The sequence below is a fragment of the Paraburkholderia sp. BL6665CI2N2 genome (genome assembly GCF_004366535.1).
Lineage (GTDB): Bacteria > Pseudomonadota > Gammaproteobacteria > Burkholderiales > Burkholderiaceae > Paraburkholderia.
The window spans coordinates 3,869,838-3,888,401 of record NZ_SORC01000001.1; the positions used below are offsets into that span (position 1 = coordinate 3,869,838).

Here is an 18,564-nt window from a genome sequence, read left to right on the forward strand (position 1 = left end):
CGGCTTCATGCATCGAGGCATGCGCCGGCTAATGAGGGGCAATCATACCATCGCGCGTGGGCGGTTTTTGCCGTCCTTACGGTCGTCGGGTCCGGCATCGCGTCCGTCGGTGAGACTGACCTCCTGAATGGCCGGATCGGGCGGCATGGCCTTGGTCCGATGCACCCAGCTGGACAGCGCCGAAGCCAGCACGATGCACACGCCGCCCGCCCACTCGCGCGGGCCGGGCGTCTCGCCGGCGAAGAGCCACGCGGACAGCGCTGTGACCACGATCTCGAACAGCATGATGATCGAGGCCCGGTTGGCCGGCACGCGCGCGAGACCGTACTGCACCAGCATATTGTTCGATGCCAGCAGAAAGCCGAGACCGAGCACCAGCCAGGCCGCCGTGCCGAGATGCGCGCCGGTGGGTGGCGCGGGCATGGCCTCGAACAGGGAAGCGCAGGCGCTGAACAACGCCGCACCGCCGAAGATCGTCGCGGTGCGCATTTCCGGTTTCATGTCCGGCAGTACGCGGCTCGTCTTAAGAATCAGCACGTTGCTCATGGCGAAGCCCATGCCGCCCGCGAGGCCCGCCCATTCGGCGAGATTGCCGGGCACGGGGATGCCGAGTTGCGGCGACCACAGCATGGTCATCGCGCCGGCCAGCGACAGCGCGGCGAGGCCCGCGCCCGCCCAGGTCAAGCGTTCATGCAGGATGAAGTGCGCGAAGAGCGCGGTCCACGCCGGGGTGAGATAGAACAGCAACAGCACGCGCATCACCTGGCCGTGAATCGAGCCCCATACGAAGCCGAGGTTGGTGATGCCCGCTGCCAACGCGAGCGCCGGCAGCAGCCAGTGCCAGCGCACGGTCTTGAGCGCGCGATAGCGCACCAGCAGCACGAACAGGCAGCCGGCGCCGCTCGTCAGCGCGCTGGCCGCCGTGCCGGTCACGCCGAGCGCATTCAGCATGCGCAAGGGATACCAGATCATCCCCCACACCGACGCGCCCAGCATGATCGCGAGCGTCGGCCAACCGTTGCGAAGCCAGCTGGTCATGGTGCGGTGCTCCTTGCGGAGGTGCTCGGGGTGTGTCTGTCGCGGATCGCGATGCCCGTTGCGGGGGCGCTGGGGGCTTTCCTTCCGTGGACCGCGGCGCTCCTGCGCCTGTTGTGTCCGGATGTCTCCAAAACTGCTGCGTACATTGCTGCTCCTGCTTCTTCTTGCGCGAATCGTCGGCGGCTCGCGTCGTTCCCGCTGCAGCGCATTGCCTGCGCCGCCTGGCGGGTTGCGCCGTTGCTCAACGGCGCGATGTCCTTCATCTGCTCAATGCTTCACTTGCCTTCACCGCGCTACCGTGGATCGCCTGCGCGACGCCGCCGTGTCATGCATACCCGCAAACCGCCACGCCACCGTATGGCCGCCATGCCGGCTTGCCACGCTATAATCATTCGCCCGCCGCTGCTGCCGGCCGTTCAGCGTGTTTTGTACGTTTTTACCGCCGCCGGCGCGTGCCCCGCTTTTTGCTGCATGCTTTTCCGCAGCCGTCTCTCGCTCATCTTCGATCAGGCTCGATCCGCCCAGTGAATCCGCTCCTCGACTCCCTTCAGCCCTACCCGTTCGAAAAGCTGCGCGCGCTTTTCGCGGACGTCACGCCGAGCGCCGGCCTCGCGCATATCAGCTTCGGCATCGGCGAGCCGAAACATCCCACGCCCGAATTGATCCGTGACGCCGTGGTGGCTTCGCTCGGCGGCTTGTCGTCGTATCCGGCCACGATCGGCTCGCCCGCACTGCGCGAATCGATCGCGAAGTGGGCCACGCGGCGCTACAACCTGCCGCCCGTCGATCCGGCCACCCAGGTGCTGCCGGTGTCGGGTTCGCGCGAGGCGTTGTTCGCGCTCGCCCAGACCGTGCTCGACCCGAAAAAGAATGCTGACGGCGAGCCTGCGATCGTACTCTGTCCGAACCCGTTCTACCAAATCTACGAAGGCGCCGCGATTCTGGCCGGCGCGCAGCCGTACTTCGTGAATAGCGACCCGGCGCGCAACTTCGCCTGCGACTATTCCGCGGTGCCGGCCGACATCTGGGCGCGCACACAACTGCTCTATGTCTGCTCACCGGGCAATCCGACCGGCGCGGTGCTCACGCTCGACGACTGGCGCGAGCTGTTCGCGCTGTCGGACCGCTACGGCTTCGTGATCGCCTCGGACGAGTGCTACTCCGAAATCTATTTCGACGAAGCCAACCCGCCGCTCGGCGGCCTGGAAGCGGCGCACAAGCTCGGCCGCGGTTTCGAGCGTCTCGTCATGCTGTCGAGCCTGTCCAAGCGCTCGAACGTGCCGGGCATGCGCTCGGGCTTCGTCGCGGGAGACGCGGCGATTCTCAAGGATTTCCTGCTATACCGGACATACCACGGCGCGGCCTTGTCGACGGTGTTCCAGAGTGCCAGCATCGTGGCCTGGAACGACGAGGCGCACGTGCGCGAGAACCGCGCGAAGTACGTGCAAAAGTTTTCCACCGTTAAGCCGATGCTCGCCGAGGTGCTCGACGTGCGCCTGCCGGACGCCGCGTTCTACCTGTGGGCAGACGTCTCGCGCACGGGCCTCACGGACACGGAGTTCGCCCAGCGCCTCTACGCCGACTATAATGTGACGGTTCTGCCGGGCTCGTTCCTCGCGCGCACTGCGCACGGCGTGAACCCCGGCCGCAATTTCGTGCGCATGGCGCTCGTCGCCGGCGTCGACGAATGCACGCAGGGCGCGCAGCGAATCGTCGACTTTTGCCGTGCGCTGGCGGGTTGAGTTTTCGTCATCGCCACCCCGCGCACCGCAGCCCTCCTTCAGACTTCAACTCTTCGATAAAGCACGCATATGTCGCAACAACTTCAGCAGATCATTGACACCGCCTGGGAAAACCGCGCCGAACTGTCGCCGAAGGCCGCTCCGGCCGACGTGCGCGAAGCCGTCGCCCACGCCATCGAGCAACTGGACAAGGGCCTGCTCCGCGTCGCGGAAAAGAAGGACGGCGACTGGGTCGTCAATCAGTGGCTGAAGAAAGCCGTGCTGCTGTCGTTCCGCCTGGAAGACAACGCGCCGATGCCGGCTGGCGGCTACAGCCAGTTCTACGACAAGGTGCCCTCGAAGTTCGCCAACTACACCGCTGAAGACTTCGCCGCCGGCGGCTTCCGCGTGGTGCCGCCCGCCATCGCGCGCCGCGGCTCGTTCATCGCGAAGAACGTCGTGCTGATGCCGTCGTACACTAACATCGGCGCGTATGTCGACGAAGGTTCGATGGTCGACACGTGGGCCACCGTCGGTTCGTGCGCGCAGATCGGCAAGAACGTGCACCTGTCGGGTGGCGTGGGCATCGGCGGCGTGCTGGAGCCGCTGCAGGCCAACCCGGTCATCATCGAAGACAACTGCTTTATCGGCGCGCGTTCGGAAGTGGTGGAAGGCGTGATCGTCGAAGAAAACTCGGTGATCTCGATGGGCGTGTACCTCGGCCAGAGCACCAAGATTTACGACCGCGAAACCGGTGAAGTCACGTATGGCCGCATTCCGGCGGGCTCGGTGGTGGTGGCGGGCAATCTGCCGTCGAAAGACGGCACGCACAGCCTGTACTGCGCCGTGATCGTCAAGAAGGTCGACGCCAAGACGCGCGCGAAGGTCGGCCTGAACGAGCTGCTGCGAGGCGACTGATGGCGCGCGGCACGAAAACCGTCGTCTACGGCATCCCGAACTGCGACACCGTGAAGAAGGCCCGCGTGTGGCTGGAAGAGCACGGCGTCGAGTTCGAGTTCCACGACTTCAAGAAACATGGCGTGACCGAACCGCTCGTGCAGGACTGGCTGAAAGACGTGAAGCTCGAGGCCTTGCTGAACCGGCGCGGCACCACGTGGCGCGCGCTGTCCGACGACATGAAAGCGGCCGCGGACACGCAGTCGGGCGCGATCGCGTTGATGATCCACAAGCCGTCGGTGATCAAGCGGCCTGTGCTGGTGGTCAACGGGCGCGTCAAGTCGCTCGGTTTTTCCGCGGACGAGTACACCGCGCTGTTCGCGTGAGTGTTCGCGTGAGAGCGGCGCGGTTCGTCTGATCGGCGCGCGAAGCTGAACGTCGGAGTGGCTAGCCGGCGCGTACGCAAGTCTCGGCGCGCGCCGAACGCAACACGCGGTAAAACGCGGCCTCGGCCGCGTGACTCAAAAAGCTGTTGCCGGCTGCGGTGTTCAACCGCCAGCCGGCATTTTTTCATTTCAAAGTGGCTGTATCGAATCCATGTCCGGCACCCTCGCCCTTACCGAACAACTGATCGCGCGCGCGTCTGTCACGCCCGACGACCAGCATTGCCAGCGCCTCCTGATCGAGCGCCTGTCCGCGCTCGGCTTCGAGCACGAGACCATCGAATCGAACGGCGTGACCAACCTGTGGGCCGTCAAACGCGGCGTCGACGGCACCGCGGGCAAGCTGCTCGCGTTCGCCGGCCACACAGACGTGGTGCCGACCGGCCCGCTCGAACAATGGCGCTCGGCGCCGTTCGAGCCGACCCATCGTGACGGCAAGCTCTATGGCCGCGGCGCGGCGGACATGAAAGCGTCGATCGCGGGCTTCGTGGTCGCGAGCGAGGAGTTCGTCGCCGCGCATCCGGCGCATCGCGGCTCGATCGCCTTCCTGATCACGAGCGACGAAGAAGGCCCCGCCACCGACGGCACCGTGAAGGTCGTCGAAGCGTTGCAGGCGCGCGGCGAGCGCATGGACTATTGCGTCGTCGGCGAACCGACTTCGAGCGCGCAGTTCGGCGACATGGTGAAGAACGGCCGGCGCGGTTCGATGTCGGGCAAACTGATCGTCAAAGGCGTGCAAGGTCATATCGCCTATCCGCATCTGGCGAAGAATCCCGTGCATCTGCTCGCGCCCGCCTTGGCCGAACTCGTCGCCGAACGCTGGGACGACGGCAACGAATATTTCCCGCCCACCACGTGGCAGGTGTCGAACATTCACAGCGGCACCGGCGCCACCAACGTGATTCCGGGCCATGCGGACGTGATGTTCAACTTCCGCTTCTCGACGGCGAGCACCGTGGAAGGTCTGCAGGCCCGCGTGCACGCGATCCTCGACAAGCACGATCTCGACTACGATTTGCAGTGGACCGTGAGCGGGCTGCCGTTCCTCACGCCGCGCGGCGATCTGTCGAACGCGCTCGCCAAGGCGATCAAGGACGAAACCGGCGTGAGCACGGAACTGTCGACCACCGGCGGCACCTCGGACGGCCGCTTTATTGCGCGCATCTGCAAGCAGGTGATCGAGTTCGGCCCGCTGAACGCCAGCATCCACAAGATCGACGAACATATCGAAGTCGCACACATCGAGCCGCTGAAGAACGTGTATCGCCGCGTGCTCGAACAACTGATCGCCTGAACCAAGGACTATTGCGATGACGCTCCCGTTTTCCACCGTTCGCGACCTGCTGCGTTTCGCGGTCTCGCGCTTCAACCAGGCCGAGCTCTCGTTCGGCCACGGCTCGGCCAATGCCTACGACGAAGCCGTTTATCTGGTCCTGCACACGCTGCATCTGCCGCTCGACCTGCTGGACCCGTTTCTCGACGCGCGCTTGACCGCGGCTGAAATCGACGCCGTGCTGAACGTGATCGAGCGCCGCGCCACCGAACGCGTGCCGGCCGCCTACATCACGCAGGAGGCCTGGATGCACGGCTTCCGCTTCCACGTGGACGAACGCGTGATCGTGCCGCGTTCGTTCATCGGCGAACTGCTGCAGGATGGTTTGCAGCCCTACGTGGAAGATCCCGAGCAGGTGAGCGCCGTGCTGGAGTTGTGCACGGGTTCCGGCTGCCTCGCGATTCTCGCCGCCCACGCGTTCCCGAATGCGGATATCGACGCCGTGGATCTGTCGGCGCCCGCGCTGGAAGTCGCCGCGCGCAACGTCACGGACTACAAGCTCGACGACCGCGTCGCCCTGTTCGAAGGCGATCTGTACGCGCCGCTCGCGGAGCGCCGCTACGACGTGATCATCAGCAACCCGCCGTACGTGAACGCGGCGTCGATGCAGGATCTGCCGGCTGAATACAAGCACGAGCCGGACATGGCGCTGGCGGGCGGCGTCGACGGCATGGACATCGTGCGCCGGATCATTGCCGAGGCGCGCAACTGGCTGACCGACGAAGGCGTGCTGGTCGTCGAAATCGGCAACGAGCGGCAGCACGTTGAAGCGGCGTTCGGCGGGCTCGATCTCGTCTGGCTCTCGACCAGTGCCGGCGACGACAACGTGTTCCTGATCCAGGCGGCTGATTTGCCGGTTTGAGGTCTTATCGCTTCTTCGGGATGCGGTGCGCGCAGCGGGGTTGTCTTGCCGTGCGCACCGCGCCTGGGCGAAGCTGCTTTTCCGGGCGTTCGCAATCGCGCCCATCGCGGAATGTCGCGCTTCCGAGCGAAGCGTCCCGCACGAGCGCTCCCTTCGAACCGACATCTCGACTAGGCTCCCCGGGGCCCAACTCGCGCGCATCCGGCTTGGCAAACGCAAAAATGTTTTGCCCGCATCGCCCACGCCTCATTCAGGCACGCGTCCCTGAAACCCGACCGCAGCTCGACCATTCCCCACCCCCAACGCACACACGTTCGGTAAGATGGGCGCGGTCAGCTGCCCGGCGCTCATCGAGCCGGCCCAGGCAGCGCTTCGCCAACCCAACGCCGCCTATGCAATTCGACCTGCTTCACATCGGCACGCTGGTCGCCCTCTGCCATATTCTCGGCGTGGCCGCGGCATGTCACGCGATTCTCAACACGCGCACTTCGCAAGGCGCGATTGCGTGGGCCGTGTCGCTGGTCGCGATGCCTTATCTGACGCTGGTGCCATACCTGTTCCTCGGCCGCAGCAAGTTCGCCGGCTACGCGGACGCGCGCCGCGTCGAAAACGAACTGCTGCGCACGCGCGCGCATCCGCCGGAATGGGACACGCGTGCTTCGTCAGCGGGATTGCCGACGCTGGAACTCGGCGGCCGGCTCGTGCATTCGCTCACGCGCCTCGGCGGCATGCCGTTTCTGCCTGGCAACTCGGTGCGCACGCTGGTGAACGGCGCGGCCACCTTCGAGGCGATCTTCGACGCTATCGAGCACGCGCGCCGCTACGTGATCGTGCAGTTCTTCATCGTGCGCGACGATGCGCTCGGCGAGATGCTCAAAGACGCGCTGATCGCGAAAGCGCAACAAGGCGTGCGCGTCTACTTCCTGTACGACAGCATCGGCAGCTTCGATCTGCCGCACCGCTACGTGGCGGCGCTGCGCGCGGGCGGCGTGGAGACGCATCCGTTCGCCACCAATCGCCGCTTCGTCAACCGTCTGCAACTGAACTTCCGCAATCACCGCAAGATCGTTTCGGTGGATGGCGAACGCGCGTTTGTCGGCGGACATAACGTGGGCGTTGAATATCTCGGCGGCAAGCCGCCGCTCTCGCCGTGGCGCGACACCCATATCGAAGTGCGCGGGCCGGCGGTCGCCAGCATCCAGTTCGTGTTCACGGAAGACTGGCATTGGGCCACGCAGCAGTTGCCCGAGTTCGACCTGCCGCCCTTTCCGGTCGCCGACCCCGCAGCGGGGCAAGGCATGCACTGCCTCGTCGTGCCAAGCGGTCCCGCGGACAAGCAGGAGACCTGCTCGCTGTTTTTCGTCGAAGCGATCAACGCGGCGCGCGAACGGGTCTGGATCACCTCGCCCTACCTGATCCCCGACGAGTCCGTGTTCGCGGCGTTGCGGCTCGCGGCGCTGCGCGGTGTGGACGTGCGCATTCTGATTCCGAGCCGACGCGATCACCTGGTCGTGTTCGCCGCCTCGAAACTCTATGCCTACGACTCGTTGCGTGCGGGGATCCGGATCTTCCGCTACCAGCCGGGCTTCCTGCATCAGAAGGTCGTGCTGATCGACAGCGTGGCCGCGGCAATCGGCAGCGCGAATCTCGACAACCGCTCGTTCCGGCTGAACTTCGAGATCATGGTACTGACCGTTGACCGCGCCTTCGCCAAAGAGGTCGAAACGATGCTGCTGGCCGACTTCGCCGAATCGCGCGAAATCGACCGCAACGAATACCGCAAGGCTACCGCTTTGAAACGCGTGTTAATGCATGTGGCGCGTCTCTTTTCGCCCATCCTGTAGCGGCCGCCGCCTCACAGCAGCTTTTCGATGTCTTCGGTGATCGCCTCGGGCTTCGTCAGCGGCGCATAGCGCTTCACCACGTTGCCGTCGCGGCCGATCAGGAACTTGGTGAAATTCCACTTGATCGCTTCGAGGCCGAGCAGCCCCGGCGCCTCGCCCGTCAGATAACTGAACAGCGGATGTGCGTTCGCACCGTTCACGTCGACCTTGTCGAACATCGGGAACGTGACGCCGTAATTCTTTTCGCAGAAGCTGCCGATCTGCGCGGCGTCGCCCGGCTCCTGCTTGCCGAACTGGTTGCAGGGAAACCCGAGCACCGTGAGCCCGCGTGCGGCGTAGGTGTCGTACAGGTTCTGCAAGCCCGCGTACTGCGGCGTGAACCCGCATTCGCTCGCCGTGTTGACGATCAGCAAAACCTTGCCTTCATACTGCCCAAGGCTGACTTCCTCGCCACCCAACGTGCGTGCCGAAAACGAATAAATCGATGTCATATGCTCCCCCGTGAAAGCCGTCAGTCTATGCCAAAAGTCTCGCCGGTACAGTCGGCCGAATGGCCGATCCCGGTTGAGCGCCCGGTGTCGGGCCCGGCAGTCTAAAATAGCGGTTTTCTTCAGCCGGCCTCTTCGTGATCCGCTTTAACCAGTTCAGCCTCGCGCGCGGCACCAAGCCGCTCTTCGACAACACCACGTTCACCCTCAACCCTGGCGAGAAGGCCGGCCTGGTGGGGGCGAACGGCGCGGGCAAATCGACGCTGTTCGCCGTGCTGCTCGGCGAACTGCACGCTGACGGCGGTGATTTTTCGATCCCACCGAACTGGCAGATCGCCCACGTCGCGCAGGAAACGCCCGCCGTGGACAAGACCGCCCTCGCCTACACGCTGGACGGCGACGCCGCCTTGCGCGCGATCGAAGCGGCGATCGCCGCCGCCTCCGCGGCGCATGACGGCGCGGCCGAAGGCGAAGCGCACGCTGCGTTCGCCGACGCCGACGGCTACACCGCGCCGGCGCGCGCCGAAGCCCTGCTGCTCGGCCTCGGCTTTACGCTCGACCAGACTCGCGAGCCCGTCAGCAGTTTCTCGGGCGGCTGGCGCATGCGGCTGAATCTGGCTCAGGCGCTGATGTGCCGCTCCGATCTGCTGCTGCTCGACGAACCGACCAACCACCTGGATCTCGACGCGATCGTCTGGCTGGAAGACTGGCTGGCCCGTTATCCGGGCACGCTGATCGTGATCTCGCACGACCGCGAATTCCTCGATTCGGTCTGCAATGTCACGCTGCATCTGGAGCAGCAGCAGATCAAGCGCTACGGCGGCAACTACTCGCAATTCGAAGTGCTGCGCGCGCAGCAGATCGCGTTGCAGCAGAGTGCGTACGAAAAGCAGCAGCGCACGGTCGAGCATTTGCAGAGCTACATCAACCGCTTCAAGGCGCAGGCCACCAAGGCGCGCCAGGCGCAGAGCCGCGTCAAGGCGTTGGAAAAGATGGAGCTGATCGCGCCGGCGCATGCGTCCTCGCCATTCACGTTCGAATTCCGCACGCCCGATTCCGCGCCGAACCCGATGATGGTGATGGAAGACGTGCGCTGCGGCTACCGCAGCGAAGGCGAACCCGCGGTCGAGATTCCCATCGTCGATCACGTCATGCTGTCGATCCAGAACGGTCAGCGCATCGGGCTGCTCGGCGCGAACGGCCAAGGCAAGTCCACGCTGATCAAGACGCTGGCCGGCACGCTCAAGGCGCTCGGCGGCCATGTGCGCGAAGGCAAGGGGCTGCGTATCGGCTACTTCGCGCAACATCAGCTCGAAACGCTGCGTCCGGACGACACGCCGTTGCAGCACCTCGCACGTCTCGCACCGGACACGCGCGAACAGGAATTGCGCGACTTCCTCGGCAGCTTCAATTTTTCCGGCGAGATGGCGACGTCGAAGATCGCGCCCTTCTCCGGCGGCGAAAAAGCCCGCCTCGCGCTCGCACTGATCATCTGGCAAAAGCCGAACCTGCTGCTGCTCGACGAACCGACCAACCATCTGGATCTCGAAACACGGCACGCGCTGACCATGGCGCTCGCGCAGTTCGAAGGCACGCTGATTCTGGTGTCGCACGACCGGCATCTGCTACGCGCCACGACGGATCAGTTCATGCTGGTCGCGAAACATCGTTTGCAGGAATTCGATGGCGATCTCGACGACTACCGCGACTGGCTGCTGCAACACGCGGCCGAACAGCGCGCGGCGCTCAAGGCGAATGCAGCGGCGAGCGGCGGCAATGGCGGCGACAGCGGCCCGGACGGCGTGAACCGCAAGGAACAGCGACGCATCGAGGCGGAAACGCGTCAGAAGCTTGCGCATCTGAAAAAGCCGCTGCAAAGCCGGATCACGAAGATCGAAAAGGAAATGGACGCGCTCAACGCGGAGAAGGCGACGCTCGATGCATTCGTCGTCGACCCGGCAAGTTACGAGCCCGAGCAGAAAAGCAAACTGACGGAGGCGATCCGCCGTCAGGCAGATGTGAACGCGCGCCTCGAAGCGCTCGAAGCCGAATGGCTCGAGACTCATGAGGAACTCGAACAAATCGGCTGACGGCACGCTGTTTCAGGTCCGCGCCGGCATCGACGGGAGCTTGGCTTTGTCATCCGGGAATTCATCCGTTTCAACGCCTAGGGCGTCGGCTGGGGCGGCGGCGGCGGCTTCGGCTACTTCATCGGCGGCGACTTCGGCCGCGTCTTCGGCCGCATCTTCGACTGCCGCCTCGGCCAAGTCTTCGGCTACTTCACGGGCAGCGGGTTCGGCCGGTTCGGCGGCCGCCTCCGCGCCGCCCGCGTTACAGGGCTTGCGCGTGCTCGACCTCACGCGCCTGCTGCCAGGCCCGGTCGCCGCCCTGCGGCTCGCCGAACTGGGCGCCGACGTGCTGAAGATCGAAGCGCCCGGCGCTGGCGACCCCACTCGTACGATGATGCAGTCGTCGAGCGATCGCGTGGCGGGGCGGCCCGGCGCGTTTTACCGGCTGGTGAATCGCGGCAAGCGCGAAACGCGCCTTGACCTCAAGTCCGAGGCGGGACGCAACGTGCTGTGCGCGCTCGCCGCCGAAGCGGACGTCCTGATCGAAAGTTTCCGGCCGGGTGTGATGGAGCGGCTGGGCCTCGGCTACGAAACACTGCACGCGCTCAATCCCCGGCTGGTTTACTGCGCAATCAGCGGATACGGCGCGAGCGGTCCATTCGTCGACCATGCCGGCCATGATCTGAACTACATCGGCTACGCGGGCGTGCTCGATCAACTGGCGGGCCGTGACGGCGCGCCGATCCTGCCGAATTTCCAGATTGCCGACCTGCTCGGCGGCGCCCTCAGCGCGGTCACGCAGATTCTCGCGGCGCTATGGCATGTGTCGCGCGGCGGCGAAGGCCGCTTCGTCGATGTCTCCATGACGCACGTCACCTACGCGCACAACGTGGTCGCGCAGGTCGCGCTCGCCAACGACGGTGCGGCACCTGCCGCCGGCGCCGGCCTGCTGAACGGCGGCGTGCCTTGCTACAACCTGTACCGCACGCTCGATAACCGCTGGCTCGCGGTCGGTGCGCTCGAACTGAAGTTCTGGGAAACGCTCTGCATGGCGCTCGACCGGCCTGAATGGGCCACGCGCCATTGGAGTCTCGGCCAGGCGATCGGCGGCCCGGACGCCGCCGCGCTCACGCAAGAACTCGCCGAGGCGATCGGCAAGCGTCCGCTGCAAGAATGGGTTTTGCTGCTGGAGCCGCTCGACTGCTGCGTCTCGCCGGTGCTGACGGCGGCGGAAGCGGCGCACCATCCGCTGCTCAATCCGCAGGCTTATGAGGCGGCGAGCGCAGACGGTGCCGACGAGGAAGACAGGCTGATCAGGTAGCGCGCGCGGGCTAGCCCGGGCTGCTCAGTAACACGGCGCTTGATACGGAGCGCGTTCGCTCCGGTAGGCTGATCGGCCTCACCAGCCGCATTGGCGGCGTTGGCTTCGTCGCACCGTTTGCGGCATTGCCCTCAAGTGGCATGCCCGGTAACCGGTCCACGAAACCGCTCGCCACCCCCGCACCCGCAGGTCCGCGCCGCACAAACCTCAGCGCCGCGCTACCGCCTGCCGCGGCAAAGTCTGACGCGGCGTCTTTTCATCGTCGTACAGCACGTGCTTGCGGCCTTCCACATGACGATTGATCGTCGCGCGGACTTCGGCGGCCGTGGCATCTTCGGCCACTACCCGCCGGGAAATCTGCCCTTCGGTGTCGATCCACTCGACGATCCGACAAGCGCCGCCCCATGGCTGGCGAATAGGCTCGGAGACGCGGCAGCCGCGCACCTGTATCGGCTGTTCGGCTACGGTTTCATATGACTGTTTCAAGGCGCGATCCTTTTTCGGGCATCAGAAGGGATGCATACCCTTGCAGCTTAGGAAAAAGGAATGTCGGGTAGGTTACAGCCAATATGGAGATATTTACCGGTCATTACAGAACGTCGGGCGCCGCCAGGCGCCCGAACCCCGGTCTATTCAAGCGTGCGGACCCGGTCGATGGCCTGTTCGATCCGTTCGACCGCAACGACCTGTAAGCCTTCGATTGGCTGTTTCGGCGCATTGGCCTTGGGAATCACCGCAACCGAAAAGCCCAGCTTGGCGGCTTCCTTCAGGCGCTCCTGACCGCGCGGCGACGGCCGGATCTCGCCGGCGAGGCCCACTTCCCCGAACACCACTAGCCCCTTGGGCAGCGGCTTGTTGCGCATGGACGAGTGAATCGCGAGCAGCACGGCCAGGTCGGCGGCGGGCTCGGTGATCTTCACGCCGCCCACGGCGTTCAGGAACACGTCCTGATCGAAGCACGCGATGCCGGCATGCCGGTGCAGCACCGCCAGCAGCATCGCGAGCCGGTTTTGCTCCAGACCGACGGCGAGGCGCCGCGGGTTCGGCGCGTTGGCCGAGTCCACAAGGGCCTGCACCTCGACCAGCAGCGGCCGCGTGCCCTCCTGCGTCACCAGCACGCAGGAACCCGGCACCGACTGTTCGTGCTGCGACAGAAACAGCGCCGACGGATTGGCCACGCCGCGCAAGCCGCGCTCGGTCATGGCGAACACGCCGAGTTCGTTGACCGCGCCGAAGCGGTTCTTGATCGCGCGCACCAGACGGTACGAGGAATGCGTGTCGCCTTCGAAGTACAGCACCGTGTCGACGATGTGCTCGAGCACGCGCGGCCCGGCCAGCGCGCCTTCCTTGGTCACGTGGCCGACCATGATGATGGTGGTGCCCGACTGCTTGGCAATGCGCGTGAGTTGCGCCGCGCACTCGCGCACCTGGGCGACCGAGCCCGGTGCGGATGTCAGCGCGTCGGAATAGACCGTCTGGATCGAGTCGATCACCGCGACATCGGGCCGCTGCTCGGCGATCGTCGCCTGAATTTTTTCGAGCTGGATTTCCGCCAGCAATTGCAGCTCGCTTGCCTTCGAGCCGGGCTCCAGCAACGAAAGCCGTTGCGCGCGCAACGCAATCTGCGCGGCCGACTCTTCGCCGCTGATATAGAGCGCGCGTTTGTCGGCGGCGATCTCAGCGAGCGATTGCAGCAACAGCGTCGATTTGCCGATGCCCGGATCGCCGCCGATCAGCACCACGCCGCCCGGCACCAGCCCGCCGCCGAGCACGCGGTCGAACTCGCTCACGCCGGTGGAAAAGCGCGGCACGTCGGATGCATCGATATCGGCGAGACGGCGCACGGGCGCGCTCTTCGCGAGCGACTGGAAGCGGTGCGTGGACGGCGCTTCCGCCACCGACTCGACCAGCGTGTTCCATGCATTGCACGAGGGGCACTGCCCGGCCCATTTCGGCGATTGCCCGCCGCATTCACTGCAGATGTACAACGTTTTGGGTTTTGCCACGCGTTATTGCCTGTGTTGCTGTTCTTTGGGATTGAAACGCTTGCTGCGGGGCCGGGCGCGCGCCGGTTTGCGTGCCTGGTTTGCGTGCCGGGGCTGCGCGCCCTTACTCCGCCCGCACCGGCACGCGCGGCGCCACCGCGCACATCAACTCATAGCCGATGGTGCCGCACGCCTGCGCGACGTCGTCGATCGGCAGCGAGGTGCCCCACAGCTCGACGCGCGAGCCGACGTTGGCGGTCGGCACCGGTGTCAGGTCGACGGTGAGCATGTCCATCGAGACGCGCCCGACGACCCGCGTGCGCACGCCGTCGACGATCACCGGCGTGCCTTCCGGCGCGACGCGCGGATAGCCGTCCGCGTAGCCGCACGCCACCACGCCGATGCGCATCGACCCGCGCGCCTTGAAAGACGAGCCGTAGCCGACCGTATGGCCTTCGGCAAGTGTCTGCACGGCGATCAGTTCCGAGGCGAGCGTCATGGCGGGCTGCAGGCCGGTGCCTTCGATCGCCGCCGTGACGCCGGACGGCGATGCGCCGTACATGATGATGCCCGGGCGCACCCAGTCGAAATGCGTGGCAGGATGCCACAGCGTGGCCGCCGAGTTGGCAAGGCTGCGTGCGCCGGCAATGCCTTGCGCGCCGCGCTCGAACGCCTGCACCTGATAGTCCACGCCGCGATCGCCGTCGGCGTCGGAGAAATGGGTCATCAAAGTGATCTGACCGACGCCCTGGGCAGCGCGCGCCCGTTCCCAGGCGGCGCGGAATTTTTCCGGCGTGTAACCGAGGCGATTCATGCCGGTGTTCATCTTCAACTGGATATTGACCGGTTTGGACAGGCGCGCCATTTCGAGCATGCGCAACTGTTCGTCCGAATGCAGCGCGGTGGTCAGGCTGTAGCGGTCGATCACGTCGATATCGGTCGGACGAAAAAAGCCTTCGAGCAGAAGAATTGGGCCGGCCCAACCCAATTCACGCAACTTCACGGCTTCTTCGAGGTCCAGCAACCCAAAGCCGTCGGTTGCGCGCAGGCCCGGAAAAACGCGCGCAAGGCCGTGCCCGTATGCGTTGGCCTTGACGACGGCCCAGATTTTGGATTTCGGTGCATAGCGCCGGGCAACGGCGAGATTATTGGCGAGAGCGGAGGTGTGAATCGTGGCTGAGAGCGGGCGCGGCATGGGATATTTTCGTAAAGACGCTTGCGAATCAGCGGCTTACAGTGCGTTTTCAGCGCTCCGTAGCCCGCTGGGCGGTGCGATCAAGGATTCTGCTAGTCCGAATGCATCTATTTTCATGATATAAAGCCGTGCGCACAACCCATTTCGACGAACGGCATAAGCCCGGACGCTCAACCAGCGGCCGGGGCGGACAGACCGCAGCGAGGACAGCATCGCATCAGATGAAAAAAGGTTTTTACACCATCATGGCCGCGCAGTTTTTTTCGTCGCTGGCCGACAATGCGCTTCTGATCGCTGCTATCGCACTGCTGAAAGATCTTCACGCCCCGAACTGGATGACGCCGCTGCTCAAGCTGTTCTTTGTGCTGTCGTACGTCGTTCTCGCCGCGTTCGTGGGCGCCTTCGCCGATTCCCGTCCGAAAGGACGCGTGATGTTCATCACCAATACCATCAAGGTCGTCGGTTGCATCACGATGCTGGTGGGCGCGCATCCGCTGCTCGCGTATGGGATCGTCGGCTTCGGCGCGGCGGCCTACTCGCCCGCCAAATACGGCATTCTCACCGAGCTGTTGCCGCCTGACCGGCTGGTCGCGGCGAACGGCTGGATCGAAGGCACGACCGTCGGCTCGATCATTCTCGGCACGGTGCTCGGCGGGGCGCTCATCAGCCCGCATATTGCCGCGCCGATCCTGCGGCACCACATACCGTCCGTCAACACGCCCGCCGAAGCCGCGATGCTGGTCATCATGGCCATCTACGTTATCGCGGCGCTGTTCAATCTGCGCATTCCCGACACCGGCGCGCGCTATCCGAAACAGGAACGCGGCCCGATCAAACTCGTCACCGATTTCGCCGACTGTTTCCTCGTGCTGTGGCGTGACAAGCTCGGCCAGATTTCGCTCGCCGTGACGACGCTGTTCTGGGGCGCGGGCGCGACGCTGCAATTCATCGTGCTGAAATGGGCTGAGGTGTCGTTGAACATGTCGCTGTCCGAAGCGGCCATTCTGCAGGCAGTGGTGGCCGTGGGCGTGGCGGCCGGCGCGATCTTCGCGGCCTCGCGCGTGCCGCTGAAGAAGTCGCTGTCGGTGTTGCCGGTCGGCATCATGATGGGCATTGCCGTGATGCTGATGGCGTTCTATACACGCGACCTGTTCCCTGCCCACTGGGGCATTTATTTCGGCCGCGTGCACTTACCGGGCTATCTGATCGTCGCGTATATTTTCCTGATGATCGTCGGCGGCCTGTCGGGCTTTTTCGTCGTGCCGATGAACGCGCTGCTCCAGCATCGCGGGCACGTGTTGCTGTCGGCCGGTCACTCTATCGCCGTGCAGAACTTCAACGAAAACCTCTCCGTGCTCGTCATGCTGTGCCTCTACGCCGTGCTCGTGTGGCTCGACGTGCCGGTCACGGCGGTGATCGTGCTATTCGGCACCTTCGTCTGCGTGATGATGTGGTTCGTGATGCGGCGCCACCAGGCCAACCAGCGCGCGTTCGACTCGGTCGCGCTGATCGGCGAAGTCAAGCACTGATTCGCGGCGGGTCGTCCGCTCACGTCGCGGCCCGCGCCTTCCTCCTTCCTCGCTTTGCCATGACTCAACCGATTCCCAATGTGCTGACGATCGCCGGTTCCGATTCCGGCGGCGGCGCCGGCATTCAAGCCGACCTCAAGGCTTTCTCGGCACTCGGCGCGTACGGCGCGAGCGTGATCACCGCGCTCACCGCGCAAAACACGCGCGGCGTCACCGCGATTCACGCGCCGGACCCCGGCTTCATTACCGCGCAACTCGATGCGGTGTTCGACGACATCCGCATCGACGCCGTGAAGATCGGCATGCTGGCGAACGCGCCGATCGCGCGCGCGGTCGCCGATGCATTGCGCCGTCACAAACCGAAGCACATCGTGCTCGACACGGTGATGATTTCGAAGAGCAACCACGCGCTGCTGCTGCCGGACGCGGTCGCGGCGGTGCGCGATGAATTGCTGCCGCTCGCCGATCTGCTGACGCCCAATCTGCCGGAAGCGGCCGCGCTGCTCGGCGTGCAAGCCGCGACCGACGAAGCCGGCATGGTCGAGCAAGGCGAAGCGCTGCGCTCGCTCGGCGCACGCGCGGTGCTGATGAAGGGCGGCCATTTGAGCGCCACGGATAGTCCGGACTGGCTGGTGCAGGAAAGCGGCACGCTTCGTTTAGGCGGCCCGCGAGTGCCGGTGAAGAATACGCATGGGACGGGCTGCACGCTGTCGTCGGCGATTGCGGCGCTGATTCCGCAGCGAGGCGATCTCGCGAGCGCCGTCGCCGATGCCAAGCAGTATTTGACCGGCGCGCTGCAGGCGAGCGATCGGCTCGACGTCGGCGGTGGCGTGGGGCCGGTGCATCATTTTTATCGGTGGTGGTGAAGCGCCGCTACTGCCGCGCGTAGTGTCGCGCCAACTCGGGCCACTCGTCGGGCACGATAAAGCCGCGCGAGCGCTCGATCAGATTGCCTACGCTGTCCTCGACGAACGCGCCCACCATCGCCGGTCCGTGCTGATGCAACGTTTGCCCCGCGAGCGTCTTGGCATCGACGAATGCGAGGCCCGCGGTCCGCACCTCAAGAGGTGCATGGCGTCGCGGCGCCAGCCATTCCAACCGCGGCAATGTCCGCCATTTCTCCGCATGCGCCGCCGCGAACGCCGGCCAATCACTGCGTGTCACCCACCAGCCGCGACCATGTGCCGGATCGAGTTCGACCGGATCGACCGACGTTTCGCCATGCCGATAAAACAGCCAGCCTTTGATGAACATCTGCGGCGTCCACGGACCCGCGTAGCCGACCGAGGCAAACTCCTCACGCGCGCTCAACGGCAACTGATGATTCAGCACATGCGCGAGTTTCAGATCGAAGCGGTCTTTCAGATTCGGGCCGACGTAGTCGGATAACTGCGCGCGCCCATCGCCGGCATGCAGATAGCACTTCACGGCCAGCTCCCAATGAAGCCGCGTGCCCTGCCGCGTCTGCACCAGAAAATCGCATTCGCCGAGTGTGACGCCCCCGCGCCGTAGCGGCACGCCCGCCGCCACCAGCCGCGCCGCCGGCCCATGCTGCAGGAACCAGCCGAGCAGCCGTTCGGCGTAGCGGCCGAGGCGCGTGATGCGCGTCGCCGCGAGTTCGTGGTGCAGGGGTTCAGGCGCGGCGTCGAGCGCGCGCAGCCAGTCGAGGGTCGCCTGTGCTTCTTGTAGCGTGTCGAAGGGATTCGCCAGCGCGCCGACCGGTGGTTGCGGACGCAACAGATCGGCGCTCAGCAGCAGCCAGGCGAGATCGCGCACGGCGGCGTCGCGCAAGGTGTCGAGCAGCGCATCGCGGCTCGCGGCATCGATGCCGGGCATCGC

Annotated in this window: 17 protein-coding genes; 10 read left to right on the plus strand and 7 right to left on the minus strand. The window is 65.2% G+C overall.

Going from position 1 to position 18,564, the window contains the following annotated elements:
* Nucleotides 1-42: 42 nt before the first annotated feature.
* On the minus strand, nt 43-1,038 hold the full coding sequence (locus B0G81_RS17225) for a DMT family transporter (RefSeq protein ID WP_134137769.1): 996 nt from the start codon (nt 1,036-1,038) through the stop codon (nt 43-45).
* A gap of 524 nt (nt 1,039-1,562) precedes the next feature.
* Between B0G81_RS17225 and dapC the strand changes: the two genes are divergently transcribed.
* The 6 genes from dapC (at nt 1,563) to cls (ending at nt 8,138) form a co-directional block, all read left to right on the plus strand.
* On the plus strand, nt 1,563-2,780 hold the full coding sequence (gene dapC / locus B0G81_RS17235; RefSeq protein WP_134137771.1) for a succinyldiaminopimelate transaminase: 1,218 nt from the start codon (nt 1,563-1,565) through the stop codon (nt 2,778-2,780).
* 69 nt (nt 2,781-2,849) lie between these two features.
* The gene (gene dapD, locus B0G81_RS17240; protein WP_012433460.1) at nt 2,850-3,677 is read left to right on the plus strand and encodes a 2,3,4,5-tetrahydropyridine-2,6-dicarboxylate N-succinyltransferase; all 828 of its coding nucleotides are present in this window, start codon (nt 2,850-2,852) and stop codon (nt 3,675-3,677) included.
* Entirely contained in the window at nt 3,677-4,042 is a 366-nt protein-coding gene (locus tag B0G81_RS17245) for an ArsC family reductase (RefSeq protein ID WP_134137772.1), read from the plus strand. The genes dapD and B0G81_RS17245 overlap by 1 nt, the downstream gene beginning before the upstream one ends.
* A gap of 211 nt (nt 4,043-4,253) precedes the next feature.
* Complete coding sequence (gene dapE, locus B0G81_RS17250) at nt 4,254-5,393, plus strand: succinyl-diaminopimelate desuccinylase (protein ID WP_116117599.1); 1,140 nt, start codon at nt 4,254-4,256, stop codon at nt 5,391-5,393.
* A gap of 16 nt (nt 5,394-5,409) precedes the next feature.
* Nucleotides 5,410-6,294 (plus strand): 50S ribosomal protein L3 N(5)-glutamine methyltransferase, encoded by an 885-nt coding sequence (gene prmB, locus B0G81_RS17255; RefSeq protein ID WP_106279611.1) that lies wholly within the window; start codon nt 5,410-5,412, stop codon nt 6,292-6,294.
* 392 nt (nt 6,295-6,686) lie between these two features.
* The gene (gene cls, locus B0G81_RS17260) at nt 6,687-8,138 is read left to right on the plus strand and encodes a cardiolipin synthase (RefSeq protein ID WP_106279609.1); all 1,452 of its coding nucleotides are present in this window, start codon (nt 6,687-6,689) and stop codon (nt 8,136-8,138) included.
* Between the two features lie 11 nt (nt 8,139-8,149).
* Here the strand turns inward: cls and B0G81_RS17265 are convergent, their stop codons facing one another.
* Nucleotides 8,150-8,629 (minus strand): glutathione peroxidase, encoded by a 480-nt coding sequence (locus B0G81_RS17265; RefSeq protein WP_106279607.1) that lies wholly within the window; start codon nt 8,627-8,629, stop codon nt 8,150-8,152.
* Between the two features lie 134 nt (nt 8,630-8,763).
* On the opposite strand from B0G81_RS17265, the gene B0G81_RS17270 reads away from it, so the two are divergent.
* Nucleotides 8,764-10,716: an ATP-binding cassette domain-containing protein gene (locus B0G81_RS17270; protein WP_134137773.1), complete on the plus strand. Its 1,953-nt coding sequence runs from the start codon at nt 8,764-8,766 to the stop codon at nt 10,714-10,716.
* 12 nt (nt 10,717-10,728) lie between these two features.
* On the opposite strand, the gene B0G81_RS17275 is transcribed toward B0G81_RS17270, so the two are convergent.
* Nucleotides 10,729-10,986, minus strand: a complete 258-nt coding sequence (locus tag B0G81_RS17275) for a hypothetical protein (protein WP_134137774.1) — start codon at nt 10,984-10,986, stop codon at nt 10,729-10,731.
* On the opposite strand from B0G81_RS17275, the gene B0G81_RS17280 reads away from it, so the two are divergent.
* Nucleotides 10,973-12,016 (plus strand): CaiB/BaiF CoA-transferase family protein, encoded by a 1,044-nt coding sequence (locus B0G81_RS17280; RefSeq protein ID WP_134137775.1) that lies wholly within the window; start codon nt 10,973-10,975, stop codon nt 12,014-12,016. The genes B0G81_RS17275 and B0G81_RS17280 overlap by 14 nt on opposite strands.
* A 207-nt stretch (nt 12,017-12,223) precedes the next feature.
* Here B0G81_RS17280 and B0G81_RS17285 read toward each other — a convergent pair whose 3' ends face one another.
* The 3 genes from B0G81_RS17285 to alr all read right to left on the minus strand — a co-directional run bounded on the left by B0G81_RS17285 (nt 12,224) and on the right by alr (nt 15,196).
* The gene (locus B0G81_RS17285) at nt 12,224-12,502 is read right to left on the minus strand and encodes a DUF2866 domain-containing protein (RefSeq protein WP_134137776.1); all 279 of its coding nucleotides are present in this window, start codon (nt 12,500-12,502) and stop codon (nt 12,224-12,226) included.
* 143 nt (nt 12,503-12,645) lie between these two features.
* A complete protein-coding gene (radA, locus tag B0G81_RS17290; RefSeq protein WP_106279602.1) occupies nt 12,646-14,022 on the minus strand; it encodes a DNA repair protein RadA in 1,377 nt (458 codons plus the stop codon).
* A 103-nt stretch (nt 14,023-14,125) separates the two neighbouring features.
* The gene (alr, locus tag B0G81_RS17295; protein WP_106279600.1) at nt 14,126-15,196 is read right to left on the minus strand and encodes an alanine racemase; all 1,071 of its coding nucleotides are present in this window, start codon (nt 15,194-15,196) and stop codon (nt 14,126-14,128) included.
* A 221-nt stretch (nt 15,197-15,417) separates the two neighbouring features.
* Between alr and lplT the strand changes: the two genes are divergently transcribed.
* On the plus strand, nt 15,418-16,725 hold the full coding sequence (gene lplT / locus B0G81_RS17300) for a lysophospholipid transporter LplT (protein ID WP_106279598.1): 1,308 nt from the start codon (nt 15,418-15,420) through the stop codon (nt 16,723-16,725).
* A 59-nt stretch (nt 16,726-16,784) separates the two neighbouring features.
* Nucleotides 16,785-17,591 carry a bifunctional hydroxymethylpyrimidine kinase/phosphomethylpyrimidine kinase gene (gene thiD / locus B0G81_RS17305; RefSeq protein ID WP_134137777.1) on the plus strand — a complete coding sequence of 269 codons (807 nt, stop codon included), beginning with the start codon at nt 16,785-16,787 and terminating at the stop codon, nt 17,589-17,591.
* A 7-nt stretch (nt 17,592-17,598) separates the two neighbouring features.
* Here thiD and B0G81_RS17310 read toward each other — a convergent pair whose 3' ends face one another.
* Nucleotides 17,599-18,561: a DUF1853 family protein gene (locus tag B0G81_RS17310; RefSeq protein WP_134143150.1), complete on the minus strand. Its 963-nt coding sequence runs from the start codon at nt 18,559-18,561 to the stop codon at nt 17,599-17,601.
* Nucleotides 18,562-18,564 lie beyond the last annotated feature (3 nt).